At 44.2% G+C, this 15,914-nt stretch carries 12 protein-coding genes and 2 tRNA genes; 7 read left to right on the top strand and 7 right to left on the bottom strand.

The window, feature by feature from the left end; all coding sequences use genetic code 11:
- Window positions 1-333: 333 nt before the first annotated feature.
- Window positions 334-1,113, top strand: a complete 780-nt coding sequence (locus OEG80_RS00425) for a YdcF family protein (protein ID WP_263242439.1) — start codon at window positions 334-336, stop codon at window positions 1,111-1,113.
- An 83-nt stretch (window positions 1,114-1,196) separates the two neighbouring features.
- The gene (gene cls, locus OEG80_RS00420) at window positions 1,197-2,636 is read left to right on the top strand and encodes a cardiolipin synthase (RefSeq protein ID WP_263241235.1); all 1,440 of its coding nucleotides are present in this window, start codon (window positions 1,197-1,199) and stop codon (window positions 2,634-2,636) included.
- A 24-nt stretch (window positions 2,637-2,660) separates the two neighbouring features.
- Here cls and OEG80_RS00415 read toward each other — a convergent pair whose 3' ends face one another.
- From OEG80_RS00415 to rsmH, 7 genes are all read right to left on the bottom strand, one after another.
- A complete protein-coding gene (locus OEG80_RS00415) occupies window positions 2,661-3,608 on the bottom strand; it encodes a putative RNA methyltransferase (protein WP_327107542.1) in 948 nt (315 codons plus the stop codon).
- 164 nt (window positions 3,609-3,772) lie between these two features.
- Window positions 3,773-4,891: a phospho-N-acetylmuramoyl-pentapeptide-transferase gene (mraY, locus tag OEG80_RS00410; protein WP_149493107.1), complete on the bottom strand. Its 1,119-nt coding sequence runs from the start codon at window positions 4,889-4,891 to the stop codon at window positions 3,773-3,775.
- A gap of 3 nt (window positions 4,892-4,894) precedes the next feature.
- Window positions 4,895-6,343, bottom strand: a complete 1,449-nt coding sequence (locus tag OEG80_RS00405; protein ID WP_263241234.1) for a UDP-N-acetylmuramoyl-tripeptide--D-alanyl-D-alanine ligase — start codon at window positions 6,341-6,343, stop codon at window positions 4,895-4,897.
- A gap of 111 nt (window positions 6,344-6,454) precedes the next feature.
- On the bottom strand, window positions 6,455-8,173 hold the full coding sequence (locus OEG80_RS00400) for a UDP-N-acetylmuramoyl-L-alanyl-D-glutamate--2,6-diaminopimelate ligase (RefSeq protein WP_263241232.1): 1,719 nt from the start codon (window positions 8,171-8,173) through the stop codon (window positions 6,455-6,457).
- A 70-nt stretch (window positions 8,174-8,243) separates the two neighbouring features.
- Window positions 8,244-10,331 carry a peptidoglycan D,D-transpeptidase FtsI family protein gene (locus tag OEG80_RS00395; protein ID WP_263241231.1) on the bottom strand — a complete coding sequence of 696 codons (2,088 nt, stop codon included), beginning with the start codon at window positions 10,329-10,331 and terminating at the stop codon, window positions 8,244-8,246.
- On the bottom strand, window positions 10,328-10,840 hold the full coding sequence (ftsL, locus tag OEG80_RS00390) for a cell division protein FtsL (RefSeq protein ID WP_263241230.1): 513 nt from the start codon (window positions 10,838-10,840) through the stop codon (window positions 10,328-10,330). The genes OEG80_RS00395 and ftsL overlap by 4 nt, the downstream gene beginning before the upstream one ends.
- A 212-nt stretch (window positions 10,841-11,052) precedes the next feature.
- Window positions 11,053-12,081, bottom strand: coding sequence for a 16S rRNA (cytosine(1402)-N(4))-methyltransferase RsmH (gene rsmH / locus OEG80_RS00385; protein ID WP_263242437.1), 1,029 nt, complete (start codon window positions 12,079-12,081; stop codon window positions 11,053-11,055).
- A 400-nt stretch (window positions 12,082-12,481) separates the two neighbouring features.
- On the opposite strand from rsmH, the gene gltX reads away from it, so the two are divergent.
- The 5 genes from gltX (at window position 12,482) to OEG80_RS00360 (ending at window position 15,831) form a co-directional block, all read left to right on the top strand.
- Window positions 12,482-14,011 carry a glutamate--tRNA ligase gene (gene gltX, locus OEG80_RS00380; protein ID WP_263241229.1) on the top strand — a complete coding sequence of 510 codons (1,530 nt, stop codon included), beginning with the start codon at window positions 12,482-12,484 and terminating at the stop codon, window positions 14,009-14,011.
- A 145-nt stretch (window positions 14,012-14,156) separates the two neighbouring features.
- Window positions 14,157-14,522: a hypothetical protein gene (locus tag OEG80_RS00375; protein WP_263241228.1), complete on the top strand. Its 366-nt coding sequence runs from the start codon at window positions 14,157-14,159 to the stop codon at window positions 14,520-14,522.
- 122 nt (window positions 14,523-14,644) lie between these two features.
- Window positions 14,645-14,720: transfer RNA gene (locus OEG80_RS00370), tRNA-Ala, on the top strand.
- 157 nt (window positions 14,721-14,877) lie between these two features.
- Window positions 14,878-14,953, top strand: a tRNA-Glu gene (locus tag OEG80_RS00365).
- Window positions 14,954-15,177: 224 nt separating this feature from the next.
- Entirely contained in the window at window positions 15,178-15,831 is a 654-nt protein-coding gene (locus OEG80_RS00360; RefSeq protein ID WP_011514688.1) for a LysE family translocator, read from the top strand.
- Window positions 15,832-15,914: the final 83 nt, after the last annotated feature.

Here is a 15,914-nt window from a genome sequence, read left to right as displayed (position 1 = left end):
CCTAAATATCCCTTAAAAACTGTTAAGATAAATCTTATAGTCTTCTCATGCTTTTTTTTCTGATATCACTTTCTACGATTTTCTTATCACTAAATTTACATTAATGAATGATTTCTTCAACCTTAAACCGCTTTAACTCTCTCTTCCAGCACTCATCGTTAAATTTGCCTTTCCTAGTAACAACAATGAGACGTTATCTCAAAACAGGGTGCGTTATCATGGGATCAAACAGTCTCTTATCATACACGCTCTAGCGTCCAAACTAATATCACCATAGAAGATCCATTGACTATATTGCCTTTAGACAATCGTATACCCCTGCCAAAAAACTTCATGATGCCAGTGCAAGTTATATTAACCATTATCGGTAGCCTTATAATCGTCGACTGTACGATTTTGATGGCAGTAGGTAAGGTAAATTTTGGTTCTGTTGTACCTTTTTTAGTAGGTATGGTGTTTGTTGCTCATGGTATTTTTTGGCGTAACATAATAAGATTTATCTGCCAAAATCGTTGGTTAAGCCGTCTGTGGTATGGGCTATGGATAGTGTTTTTTATCTGGCTGATCAGTTTTGGCATTTTTGTTTATGCATTACAGCAGCAGATTAAACAAAGTGCTAAACCCATACCTAAAGTCGCTGCCATCATTGTGCTAGGGTCAGGTACGGTCGCAGGCAAACCCACACCAACACTTGCCAAACGCTTAGATACTGCTGCGCCCCTTATCGATTCACAAAAAAGCGCGCTAGTTATCACTAGTGGTGGCACAGGTTTTGGTCAGAAACGTAGCGAAGCCTATATTATGGCAACCTACTTGTACGATACATATGACATTCCTCTTAAGCATATTTTGCAAGAAGGTCAGAGCACGAGTACAGCAGAAAACCTTATTTATAGCCAAGAGATATTAGCGGCAAAAGGCATTTCTATTAAAGCGCCCATTGCTATCGTGACCAGTGATTTTCATATTATCCGCGCCGCAAACATCGCTCGGCATCAAGGCTACGTGCAGCCTATTATGCTTGCCAGCCCTACTCCGTTATCCATCCGCTATAACGCGTGGTTTAGAGAGTACTTTGCCTTTGTCAGCGGTTGGCTTTTTGGAGAATACTAGACGATTTTCATAGTACTTCTCTTTTTGATTAGTTAAAGCGATTGATACTTTTTAGATATAAAATAATGATAAGGGACGCTGTTATGATCGTAGATATTTTGTTGACGATACATTTTATCCTACTGATACTGATTTCTTTACGGGTCTTATCTCGTCATGATTTGACCTCGCCCGCTAGATTAGCATGGATTGTCATCCTGTTTATTTTGCCTTATTTTGGCGTGCTGATTTACTGGATGTTTGGTGAAGTGCATTTGGGTCATGACTTTGGGCAAAAACGCGACGATATCATTAAGCGATTAAATACTCATAGTCCAAGCGTTCTTGGTCATGAGACGACGTTAGAGAAGATGATCAAGCCCGCTTATCAAGCTTCCTTTGCTTATGCAGCAAAAGCCACCGGTTTTCATACTATGGAGGGTAATCAGGCAGAGCTCATGGCAGATGCAAGCGAAACACGCAGACGCATGATTGCTGATTTTGATGCTGCAACAGACCATATACATGTGCTGTATTATATTTGGCTTGTCGATGGCATGGGTATTGATACCGCGCAAGCTCTCATCCGAGCAGCAAAGCGCGGCGTTACTTGTCGAGCAATGGTTGATGGCATGGGCTCACGGAAGATGGTGAGCTCAAAGATATGGCAAGAAATGCAAGATGCTGGCGTACAAGTCAGTGTAGCTCTCCCACTGACCAACTTTGTAAAAGTAATGCTGTTTAGCCGTATTGATCTGCGTAATCACCGCAAAATTACCGTTATTGATGGCAAAATTGGTTACTCTGGTAGTCGTAACTGTGCCGATCCTGAATTTATGGTAAAGCCAAAATATGCGCCGTGGGTCGATATTATGCTGCGTATCGAAGGACCTGTGGTCGCGCAGAATCAGATGTTATTTGCCAGTGATTGGTTGATTGAAAATCCAGACACTCCGCTTGATAGCTTTTATTATAATAGCACGCCAAAGCCTAATGGCTTTCCTGCCCAAGTTTTTTCAGATGGCCCTACTCAGCGGCACGGTACCACGCCACAGTTTTTGGGTGCTTTGATTAGCCAAGCGCAAGAGACGCTGATTATCTCTACGCCTTATTTTGTGCCCGATTATTCACTCGTCAGTATTTTATGCGCTACCGCCTATCGCGGGGTTGAAGTGACGATGGTTTTTCCAAAAAATAACGATTCCTTTATCGTTGCCGCGACCAGTCGCAGTTATTATTGGCAATTGCTCGAAGCGGGCGTAAAAATTTATGAATATAAACCAGGCTTGTTACACGCAAAGACCTTGACGATTGATGGTGAAATTAGCTTGATTGGCTCGACCAATTTAGACTTGCGTAGCTTTGATTTGAATTATGAGAATAACGTTGTCTTTAGCGATAAAAAGCTGACGGCGGATATTATCGAGCGCCAATACCTATATATCGCTGATTCAGACGAAGTAACACGTGAAGAGGTCAAAAACTGGCCACTATCTTCTAGGATTTGGAACAACATCATTGCTACCATGGGGCCTGTTTTATAGATCCCATTTTATACGTTACTAAGCTCAGTTAATCAGCCTATGCAGGCGCTTTTTTTGCAAAACATACAGGGTAAATTTTGCTTCGGTTGCAAATGGCGCTGTCGCAACCTGTGCCAATAATGCTTGTCTTTTTTCACCACGTGCACGGTACGCATAAGGCGTCATGGTCAGCAAATCGGCCAAATCATCTGCTGATAATTTTAACTCAGTACTGACATTATAAGTGTTAAGCAGCGTAAAATATGGCGCTAATTCCTGCAAAAACTTGTCAGAATCGTGCTCACGGACATCGTCAAACAAAGCCTCACGCATCGTTGCTAAATGCCTGATATCTGGCTTAGCAATGATTAAATAACCCTCATCGCTTAATACTTCATTGAACGCTTCTGGCAGAATGGGACTAAAAATACTGCTAATCCCATTGATACTTTGCGCACGTAAGGGCAAATGAGCAGCACTGGTTACTAATGGATAAATCACTGCCGTTTCAATACCATCGTTCTTATCTTGCTGATTCCAAAGAGAACTTGCTACCTTGCTCACTTTTGCAAGCTCTACTATGGCAGGTTTACTAATATCGGCCGCAATCAGTGTATCCATGCCTGTCTGAGCCATCGCTTGGGTGTAATAACCTTCGCCGCAGCCGATATCCAGCCAATTGACTGGTTTACCAGTTTGTTCAGATGGCAACTCTTTTTTTGCTAACAGTTCAACTATTTTTTGGCAGATCAGTGTCTGTAGTGGCTGATAATGCCCTGCATTTAAAAACCGTTTCCGTGCCTCGATGGACGCTTGACTATCACCCGGTGCTTTAGATTTTTTTTGTTGGACAGGTAGCAGATTAATGTAACCCTGACGCGCCACATCAAAAGGATGCGCAGTTTGTTTTGGGTGCAAGCTACCATCACAGCGCCATGTATCGATTGCGGGCTGCAGTGGCGACTGACAAAGGGGACAAATAAATAAGGACACAGGTATCTCAAATCATAGCAATATGGCTGTTATTTTACCAAAATTCAGCCATGCTAAGTATTAAAAGGTATGAGAAAAGATAGAATAGAAAACAAAAAAGCCATCTCAAACTTGTTGAGATGGCTTTTTAACGAAGAATATCGAGATTAATCTGAGTTACTGTTCTAACGCAGCTTTAACGTCATCAATCCGAGGATAACCAAGATAATGGCGATAATCCAAAACCTTGCCACCACTTGGGTTTCTTTCCAACCAATCTCTTCAAAATGGTGATGCAGCGGTGCCATACGAAAGACGCGTTTTTTACGTAGCTTATATGAGCCAACCTGTAGCATTACCGATAGTGCTTCGGCAACGAACAGTCCGCCCATAATTGCGAAAGCGATTTCTTGGCGGGTCATCACCGCAATGGTACCGAGCATCGCGCCCAGTGACAGCGCACCCACATCACCCATAAACACTTGCGCTGGGTGGGCGTTAAACCATAAAAAGCCAAGCCCTGCGCCAATCATCGCGCCACAGACAATAATCACCTCAGAGTTATAGGCAATATAAGGTACGTGCAAGTAATCCGCAAAGCGTACGTCACCAGAGACATATGCCATCGCGCCCAAGCCTGCAGCAACCAAGACCACTGGCAAAATCGCCAAGCCATCCAAGCCATCAGTTAAATTGACCGCGTTAGAGGCGCCATTAATCACAAAGTAAGTAAAGATAATAAAGCCAATACCAAACGGCACTGCCGAAAAGGGAATCATCCAATCTTTAAAGATAGGTATTAATAAATCCTGCATCTCGCGAGTCGTCGCAATATCTGGCTGCAGTGTGGCAATATAATATAAAGAAATGCCGACGAATAATGCACCCATGGATAGCCAAAAGTATTTTTTGCGAGCGATTAGACCTTTGGGGTTCTTATATTTAATTTTGAGCCAATCATCCGCCCAGCCTACCGCACCAAAGATAATCATGACGATGAGCAAAATCCAAACGTACGGATTATTCAAACGCGCCCAAAGTAACGTCGATACCCCAATTGCGCTCAAAATCAGCACCCCACCCATAGTCGGGGTACCAGTTTTGACCAAATGCGATTGCGGACCATCATTACGAATCGCCTGACCGTACTTAAGTGCACGCAAACGTCGAATAACGCGATTACCAAAAATCATGCTAAAAGCAAGGGCGGTAACGACCGCCAGTAACGCGCGCAGAGTCAAAGAAGAAACCGCATAAAACGGGGCATAATAATGACCAAGCCAGCTAAACAACCAAACTAACACCGCCTACTCCTCGACTAGCGCATTGATAAGTGTTTCCATTTCCATGGAACGAGAACCTTTAAACAACACCGTACAAGGTTGCGCCTGCTGCGCTTGCAAATAAGGTTTCAAATACGCCAATAAACTGTCTTTATCGGTAAACGCATGGGCATTGATATCAGAAATCTCCTGCGCACCTTCGACTGTATAAGGGGCATATTCACCAACGCAAAGCAGTACATTAATACCTGTGGTCGCAATGGTACGACCCAAGCTTCGATGCTCGCTCACTGCAGCCTCACCTAACTCAGCAATATCGCCTAATACCATCACTTGCGTACCCGTTTGCGCTGCCAATACTTTGGCAGCCGCCCGTACCGAATGTGGATTGGCATTATAAGTATCATCAATCAGTCGATGCATGCCTAACAGCTGACTGTTCAAGCGACCTTTGGCAGGACGCGCATTTTCAAGTCCAACGACGATATCACTAACATCGATATTTAGTGCATGGGCACAAGCAGCAGCGGCTAAAGCATTATTGACATTGTGCTCGCCCGCTAGTGGCAAGTTGATATCATAGACTTGATTGCCGATATGCAGCTTAAATTCACTGCGTTCAGGCTCGACATCTAAATGGCTGGCACTGACATCAGTACTACCAAAGCCAATCACGTGTGATGTATGCTTTTCAGCGATACGGCGTAATTGATTGGTAAAATCATCTTTATCAGGAACGATCGCAAATTGACTGTCATTCAAGGTATGGTAAATCTCAGCCTTGGTTTGGCAAATCCCTTCACGGCTGCCAAACTCACCCAAATGCGCTGTACCAATATTTAAGATACACGCAACATCTGGCTGGACAATCTCCGTAGTATAAGCAATTTCGCCAATATGGTTTGCGCCCAATTCCAAAATGGCATAGCGATGATGATCGGATAATTCGAGCAACATCATTGGTACGCCCAAGTCATTATTTAGGTTGCCACGCGTGATAAGCGTTGGGGCAAGTCTGCCAAAGATACTACCGAGCATCTCTTTACAGGTGGTCTTACCACTAGAGCCAGTAATAGCAATAACGGTTAAATTTTGATGCTGTTGACGACGATACGCAGCCAATTGTCCTAATGCTAAACGGGTATCGCTCACCACTAACTGCGGAATGCTATTTGCATCAGTTGTAGCAATAGGGCCGGCGACGATAGCCGCAACCGCACCTTGCGCGATGGCAGTATCGATATAATCGTGACCATCAAAATTATCACCCGTTAACGCTAAAAATATATCACCAGGCTTTATCGTACGGGTATCGGTGGCAATACGAGTGCTCATTACATCGTTTTCTGAGCCGGATTGTCCCTCACTCAGCTGCCAATGCCCGTTGAGCGCTGCGGTTGCTGCGAGCAGATTGTCTGCTTGCCAAACATACAGCCCTTGCGACTGAATGCTGTTATCGTTGTCGGCTGTCATAATGATTACCTTATATATGATGACTACTTATTTATTTTTTATAGTTAACGACTAATACTTTTTAAATAGTATGAAAAACTAATTATAAGCGCTATTATTTATCTATAAATGCTATACGCGCCCTGCTTGTTTTAAGGCGTTTTGCAAAATAACACTATCGTCAAAATCATAACGAACATGGTTAATTTCTTGATAGGTCTCATGACCCTTGCCAGCGATCACGACGATATCATCAGCCGCTGCTTGATTGACCGCATACTCAATCGCTGCTTGGCGCGCAGGTTCGATATGGGTACGCTGATATTGCTCACTCGTCATGCCTGCCTGCATATCTTGCAATATTGCATTGGGATCTTCGGTGCGTGGATTGTCTGCCGTTAACACAACTTTATCCGCGCCTGCCAATCCTGCTTGCGCCATCAAAGGACGTTTGCCCGCATCACGGTCGCCCCCACAACCAAACACTGCCCACAGCTGACCCTTACAATGGGTCTTTAGGCTGGCAAGCACCTGACTTAAGGCATCAGGCGTATGTGCATAATCAACGATAAAGCAGCCATCATTCGACGGTACACGCTGCATACGCCCAACCGCACCTTGCAATTGCGGGATAACGGTCGCAATGCTTTCAAGGCTAATTCCTAAGCCGACAGCAGCTGCGATAGCAGCAAGTAAATTCGCCACGTTAAAACGTCCCAATAATGGGCTAACGATATCTAAATGATTAATTGTCCCATCGTCGAAATCTGTACGTAGGCTGATCTCTACACCTTGTAAACTTGGCGTGATGTTAGCGGCGACGAAGGTATCTGTTTTTAGTGAATCTAAGCTGTATGTCCAAACGGTCAAGTTGCTAGCGTGTGCGGTGTCGAGCATAATCTGGGCATGCTCGTCATCGATATTGATAATAGCGTGGGTCAAATCCGGAAAATGGGCTTTATCAAATAGCTTGGCTTTAGCCGCCGCGTACTCTGCCATATCAGCATGATAATCTAAATGATCGCGACTCAGGTTGGTATAAATCGCCACCGACACTGGCATACCTTGCAGACGCTGCTGATCTAAACCATGTGAGCTGGCTTCCAATGCTAGTAGTTCAGCACCTTCTTTGCCCATTTGATGTAAAAATTGCTGGACCGCTATGGCATCGCCCGTGGTATGACTGGCTTGTACCAAAGCGCCAAGCCGACCATTACCCGCCGTGCCCATAACTGCGCTACTCATACCTGTCAGCTGCGTCAATTGCGCCACCAATTGACTAATAGTAGTTTTGCCATTGGTGCCCGTCACGGCTATGACAGTTGGTAATGTCACGGGCTGCTGATACTGCAAGCGTGCTTGAATCAAGCTGCCCAGAAAATCACGGATATGAGGTACATATAATACGGGGCAAGGCAAAGTATCTAATTGCTGCTGTGCGATAGATTTTGCATTATCAGTTTTAGTCAATTCGAGATTGGCATGAGGCGGGACATTAGCGGTGGCAAGCAAAGCAATAGGGTCGATTTCCGATAGGATAAAAGCCGCATTATTAGCGGCTTGATAAAGGTGGTCACGGCTTTTTTGGCAATTTGACGTATGGCTTTTTAACAAGATGAACACGTCGTTGCTGGCTAATTGACGGCTGTCTAAACAGAACTGTTGGAATGGCATATTGATCACCGTATCCAGTTGAACAGCGGTCATTTGATGCGATAACTCGCTAACAGCTGCGGTCATATTCGCTGTAAATACCTGCTGTAGACTATGTCTATCGTCGCTGCTACTAGCTGCAAGCAGCTGTTGCAAGGTAACTGTGATACTGCTTGGCGACGAGGTAGACAGGGTCATTGGCAAATCCTAAACGGTTAAAACACATCAAATAGTTAAGAGGTGGATATTAAAAAATTTACTTTTATATCTATTGAGCTTCGGTTTTGAGCGGCTTATCTAAAGGCACATTATATAAACGTAGTGCCTCTTTCATTACATTATGGAAAACAGGAGCCACGGTTAAACCAGCATAAATCTGACCACGCGGGTCTTCGATTAACATGACACCGACCAGTTTTGGATTAGAAGCTGGTGCCATACCCGCAAAGACATTACGATACTGGTCAGTATAGTAGCCACCTTTTGGATTGATACGGCGCGAGGTTCCTGTTTTACCAGCAACGCGGTAACCATCAATAGCCGCACCTTTAGCCGTACCGCCGTCTTCTGTGACACTTTCCATCATCTGTACGATGGCCATCGCTTGTTCATGCGCCATAATACGTTTGCTTGGTAGCGCTTTGTCATTTTTATTCAACGTTAGCGGATGCATGACGCCACCTGCTGCCAGCGCTGAATAAGCTTGCGCTATCTGTGCCAGCGTCACCTGTATACCATAGCCATAACTGACCGTTGCCCGTCTCGAAGTTTCTTTTTCTTCTGGTGTCACCACAAGCCCACTGCCTTCACCTGGAAATTGCAGTGGTGTTTTCGCCCCAAAGCCAAACTGTCTTTGCATATTGGTAATGCCGGCAGCTGGTAGAGACAAAGCAATCTTGGTCGAGGCGACGTTACTAGATTTCTGTAGTAGCGTTGCCATCGTGATCCGCCCTAGATTATTATGGTCACGAATCGTATAACCACGGACACGGATAGAGCCAGGATTGGTATCGATCAAAGTAGTGGCAGTGTATTTCCCTGAATCTAAAGCCGCAGCAACGGTGAATGGCTTCATGACTGAACCGGGTTCAAAGACATCAAGGAGCGCACGGTTACGCTGATTTTCACCCGTCATCTCATTTAGATTATTAGAGTTAAATGACGGCCATGTCGATAGCGCCAGTACTTCACCAGTTTGTACATCGACTACCATACCTGTCGACCAGCGCGCTTTTTGCAAACGCCCCGCCTTTTCTAGCTCTTTATAAAGCAAATATTGCAAACGCGAATCAATGGTCAATGTCACATCTTTGCCCGGCACTTCTGGTTCAACCTGTTTGATTTCTTTAAGACTGTTTTGTTTGGCATCTTTGAGCACCAAAACCTTACCATCATCACCCGCCAGCTCTTTCTCATACTGACGTTCGATACCAGCACGTCCTTCGTAACCACCTTCAGGATCGTTGGCATTTTGTCCCATGAAACCTAGTAGTTGCGAGTTAGGCTGTGGCTGCGGATAATAGCGCTGAAAAAAGTTTTTCTCATTAACACCAGGAAAATCAAGCGAGCTAACGCTTTCTGCAATCTCCGGCGTTACTTTATTTAATAGTGGTAAATAATGCGAGCCTGCACCCGATGGCAGCGCTGCTTTGACTGCCACTTCATCCGTTACATCAATAGTAGGGTCGATAGCTGTCACTCTTCTTAGCTCATCGGCTGAGATATTGGCAGCCGCCGCAAGCGTCGTCAAATCCATATTGTCTAAGCGCTTTTGCATACGTGCGATAAGCTGCGGACTTTCAGGATTGGTGATAATAATACGCTTAAGCTCGTAGTATTCACGGGCATAGTCATGCGGGCTAAAAGAGACTGTCGCAAGTGGTGCACTGACAGCCAATGGCAAATCGTTGCGATCCGTAATCATGCCACGATAGGATTTTTGCGTGCGTACACTGGTGATGAGCTCATTGCCTTTATCTTGATAAAACTGAGTATTGGCAATTTGAATATAGTAAGCACGACCGATAAGTGCCACTAAAATAAGCAGCGCTATACCCCAAATCAAACGGAAACGGTTCTTATCTTGTTCGACACCGCCGCGAGAGGAAGCGCCAGACGCTTTACCCAAAATTGATCTTTTGCTTTTTAGGTTTTTGACACTGGTATAAGCACCCTGTTCTTCATTCTTCTTTAAGCGACCAAATAGCTTGGCTTTACGGCCATCATCTGATTTATGGTCAGGCTTGCTACTCGTTTGCCCAGATTTGGCCGCACTAGCACGGCGTAGTGGCTTAGTAACCTTGCCGCTGGCTGGTTTTTTGCTGGTCGCTTTAGCACTGGGTTTTTTATCGCTCATTGTCCTGCCTCCGCTAGGTCAGAATCGGTAGCAGCAGCCTTAACGGGTACATCGCTCACAGCATCAGCTTCGAAAACATCAGAATCATTCGTCGTTAAAGTATCTGGAGTACTGGCATCAGGGTCCACGAGTGCAACTGCTGTCGCAGCACCTGGCTGGATAATCAGCTTATCTTTGAGTGTCGGTGAAAACATCCCAAGCTCAGCAACGGCACGACTGGCAATCTGCGGCGTCGCACTAAAGGTCTGCTGTTCAATAAGCAGACGCTGATGCTCAACTTGTAATTTTCGCTCTTGTTTTTTCATGTCTTGCAAGGTTTTATAATCCTGATGATATTGCTGAACACCTTCAGCCGTTTTGATGCCACTCCATACAATACCAGCCGCCAACAGTACCAATATAGCCACATAGATATTTGATATTTTAAATTTACGCACAAATAAGGCGCCAACATCGGTATTCGATGGCGTTGCGGCGCGGCGGTTTGCAGGTTTGTCGGATATTGCCATGACAATCTCAAAAAAGTGAACTTCAAAATATAAAAAGCGATAACCATTTACGAGTTATAAAACTCGTATAAGCTATCAGCACCATCAATAAAAACAATACCAAGCAAAAAAGTAACTGCTGAGCCTAGCAGATAATGTTTACAGCTTTTTAACAGCCGCGTAATCATTAAAACATTCAGTCATATTTAAACCACATAATTTAATAATGGCATTCATGGATGAATATCTGCTACATAGTCAGCATCAGTACGTGTTGCCATGCGTAACCATGCACTACGCGAGCGTGGGTTATGACTTATCTCTGCTTTACTTGGACCGACGCGTTTAGGCTTACTAAAGTAACGTGGACGCTTGGGTGGCATCGGTAGATTCTCATCTTCTGGATATTGCCCTTTACTATGACGCTGCAAAAACTGCTTGATACGTCGATCTTCTAACGAGTGAAAGCTAATCACTGCTAGCTGTCCGCCTACCTTTAATATGGGGATACTTTGCTCTAAAAAGTTATCGACATCACCAAGCTCGTTGTTAATAAAAATCCGCATCGCCTGAAAGCTCTGGGTCGCTGGATGCTTGCCGCGTTGCCAGTTTGGGTGCGCAACTTTTATCACTTCAGCCAATGCCAAAGTAGAGTCGTAACTGTCCATCTGCTTAATGGCACGAGCGATACGGCGACTGTGACGCTCTTCGCCAAACTCATAAAGCACATTGGCCAAGGTTTCATCATCGACCGTCTCAAGCCACTCAGCAACCGACTGCCCGCGGCTAGTATCCATACGCATATCGACCGCGCCATCGCGCATAAAACTAAAACCACGACTGCCATCATCAATTTGCGGTGATGAGATACCCAAGTCTGCCATTAAGCCGTCAACTTGAGTGATTCCCATTGCAGCAAGACTGTCTGTTAACGTCGCAAAGCTATCATGCACCACTTTTACGCGACTGTCGCTATTTGCCAATTCATGAGCAACGCTAATGGCCGTTGGGTCTTTATCAAAAACAATCAAGGTTGCGTCATCGGCAAGCTGGCTCAATAGCAAGCGACTATGGCCACCACGACCAAAGGTAGCATCGACGTAGATACCGCTTGCTTGCAAGCTATTTTGACTTTCGTCGTCTGTCTGCTTTGGTAGAGCTTTGACACCCAACACTGCGGCGACTGCTTCTTGCAATAGCACCGCATCATGGACAAAACTCAATTCGTCAGACGTAGCTTGATCTTCACTAGACTCTTGCATAAGTTTTTGAGTAGAAGTGCTTTCTTCAGAAGACAAACTCGCCGCTGACATAGAATGATCAGGGTCAGAAGGATTGTGATTAGCATTTGGCGTATTTTTTGGCTTACTATTCGATATGGACACAAACAACTCAATAGATGATGGTCAAATTGACCAGTAATAGTAAAAAATCAGATGAAAATAAACAAGTTATGACTTACCTAACATTATTATCGCAAGGATACACGGGTAGTCAAGCGCTAGAAGGGCATTTCGTTAAAAATATCCCATCTCTCTGTTATACTAGCGCTATATTTTACGCTATTTTTCAACGTTGACTGCCATTCTTTCGTCCATATTTTCACTTTTCACTACTACTTTTGACTGTCCCATTCATTAACAACAACATTCTGAGATTTTTATGATGCAACCATCTACTTCTACTAACAGCATGCGCCCTGTCCGTACTCGTATTGCCCCTTCGCCTACTGGCTTTCCACACGTTGGCACTGCTTATATCGCACTGTTTAATTTAGCCTTTGCCAAAGCCCATGGCGGCGAATTTATTTTGCGTATTGAAGACACCGACCAAACGCGCTCGACAGAGCAATCTGAAAAAATGATTTTGGACGCCTTACGTTGGGTAGGACTTGATTGGGCAGAAGGCCCAGATATTGGTGGCCCACACGCCCCTTATCGTCAAAGCGAGCGTAGCGACATCTATACCAAACACGCTGAGATGCTAATAGATAAAGATCATGCGTTTCGTTGTTTTTGTACCAGCGAAGAGCTAGATACCATGCGTGCTGCGCAAATGGCCAATGGTGAAACGCCACGTTATGACGGTCGCTGTGCCCATTTAGCACTAGAGAAAACCGCGCAATTGGTTGCTGAGGGCGAACCAAACGTCATTCGTATGCGTGTGCCAACCGAAGGCGTGTGTCAGGTACAAGATATGCTGCGCGGTACGGTCGAGATTCCTTGGACGCAAGTGGACATGCAAGTGCTTCTCAAAACCGACGGCATGCCGACTTATCATTTAGCCAACGTTGTCGATGACCACTTGATGGACATCAGCCATGTGCTGCGTGGTGAAGAGTGGCTCAACTCTGCGCCGAAACATCAGCTGCTTTATGAATATTTTGGTTGGGAGCTGCCAGTACTTTGCCACATGCCACTGCTACGTAACCCTGATAAATCAAAACTGTCTAAGCGTAAAAACCCAACCTCTATCACGTATTACCGTGATGCCGGCGTGCTACCTGAAGCCTTGCTAAATTACCTTGGTCGTATGGGCTACTCTATGCCTGACGAAGCGGAGAAATTTACCTTGGATGAAATGATTGCCAGCTTTGATATTCAGCGTGTGTCACTTGGCGGCCCTATTTTCGATATCGAAAAGCTCAACTGGCTCAACGCAGAATGGCTACGGGCGCTTACTCCTGAAGAACTCAAAAACAAAATCCTCGACTGGGCAAGTAACAGCGATAAATTAACCGCTATCGCAGCAGCGATTCAGCCACGTATTGAATTACTGTCCGATGCGGTCAATTGGGGCGGTTTTTATTTCCAAAACTTGCCTGATATCAACGCTGAGAGCTTTACCCATAAATCGCTCACACCTGAGCAAATCATGGATATGCTACAGCTGTCATTATGGCAGCTAGAAGTCTTACCTACTTGGTCAGAAGAAAACATCTACGCCACGCTAAAAGGCCTTGCCGCACATCTTGATATTAAAATGCGTGACTTTATGGCACCGTTCTTTATCGCTATCGCTGGTAGCACCTCATCAACGCCCGTCATGAACTCTATGGCAATTATCGGTGCTGACATGACCCTGACACGCTTGCGTCATGCGGTTGACGTGCTGGGCGGCTTAGGTAAAAAGAAACTCAAAAAACTAGAGAAACAAGCAGCAGAGTTGCCAGATTTTTTGGCAGCTGAATAGTTGTTTGTTAATAATATTGTTGATTCATAATGCTATTAGTGGATAAAAAAGAGGGGTCAGGCTATTACTGACCCCTCTTTACGTGAATCTCAGCATTTGAATACGAATACTGATTCTTTATTTAATATTTAAATTGGAAATAAAAATGGTAGCCAAGACCGTCACAATAGAAAGTAAAGATTATGTCTTTAACACGCTAAAAGAAGCGCAGAAATACTACGATGCCATCGTAAAAGAGCTATACGATACCAAGTTAATCCTCACTACCGGTCAAGATTTTGATGACTTAAAGTGGATATATAGCTCTTATTGCAGTTATATCAATCATAATGTCGATCGATTGAAAGAATCTGACATCATTGGTTTTAAAGGTATCAGCACAGTACAACTAAAAGGTGGGCAATATATCCCCACAGAATGCGGTGCAGTTATTTTTTCAGATGGTACTGAAGAAGAATTTTTTACCGATAAAGCCATTAAAGAGATAGCCAGTCAGCAAAACCCACGCTAAATTGGGCTTAGTAAGTTAATAAAATAGCTTTGAACACTTTTTTTTGCATATTTATGCATTATTTTTAAAATAGCAGTTGACAAGACTGCTGGTCTTACATAAAATACGCACACTCTTAGCGAGGGGCTATAGCTCAGTTGGTAGAGCACTTGCATGGCATGCAAGGGGTCAACGGTTCGACTCCGTTTAGCTCCACCATACTATTTATTGCAAAGCTCAGTTCACTGAAACTTTAACGTAAATACTCGCTAGTAGGACGATATCAGCACCTAGGCAATGCTTGCTCTGTTATTAATAGATAAGCTATCTGATATTGTGAAGTACCGTTGTAACCACTGGTTATAACACTCTATGCGTCCCCATCGTCTAGAGGCCTAGGACACCGCCCTTTCACGGCGGTAACGGGGGTTCGAATCCCCCTGGGGACGCCACTATACGGCGTCACTTATTAGCACTTTTGCTTAGCATCAGATTAGACTAATAAGCGAACAATAAAAAAGCCCAGTCATCATACGGTGACTGGGCTTTTTTATGTCTGTCATTTCTGAAAAATGCTAGCAAGGCTATATATACCATTAGGAATATTGATAGAATGCAATGTAAAGGCGCTCTATAAAATGTTGAGCTGAATTGCTATCACAAGGAGGTATTGGCTATGTTTGGTATTGAAAATTATCTGGGATTTATCCTTGCTGCCATTTTATTAAATATAACACCCGGAACAGATAGCATGTATATCATTACTCGTAGTATGTCACAGGGACAGACTGCAGGATTCTACTCTGTATTCGGTATTATCTCTGGTATTTTAGTACATACTTTGCTGGCTGCGCTCGGGTTGTCCGTCCTATTAGCCAATTCACCATTTGCATTTACGCTAGTGAAATATATTGGCGCAAGCTACTTATGCTATCTAGGCTTTAAAATGCTGACTAGCAAACCAGCACCTTTACTTGCCAGTAATTTACCCATTGAAGAAAAATTAGCCTCTACTCGACCGTTAGATAGGTGGCAGATATATAAGCAAGGGGTTATAACTAATACCTTTAATCCAAAAGTAGCATTATTTTTCTTGGCATTTTTCCCACAATTTATCGACTCGAGTTACGGTAATAGCATGTTGTCTTTTTTAGGTCTTGGGCTAACTTTTGCTACGACCGGTTTTATGTGGTTCTCGTGCTTGGCATTACTGTCGTCAAAGTTCAGTGAAAATCTGCGTAAGAATCCTACTATTGAAGTAATTTTAAATAGAATAAGCGGTGTGATATTTATCGGCATGGGAGTCAAGCTGCTGACTGAGAAAGGTTGAGCGATAAAATAAATTACCTAAGCACGATAATATTGCATAAAAGAGCCCAATCATATGATTGGGCTCTTTGTCATACTAAGTCT

The organism is Psychrobacter sp. SC65A.3, assembly GCF_025642195.1.
Classification (GTDB): Bacteria; Pseudomonadota; Gammaproteobacteria; order Pseudomonadales; family Moraxellaceae; genus Psychrobacter; species Psychrobacter cryohalolentis.
The sequence above is the reverse complement of the archived record's forward strand: the minus strand, read 5'-3'. Positions and strand labels throughout refer to the sequence as shown.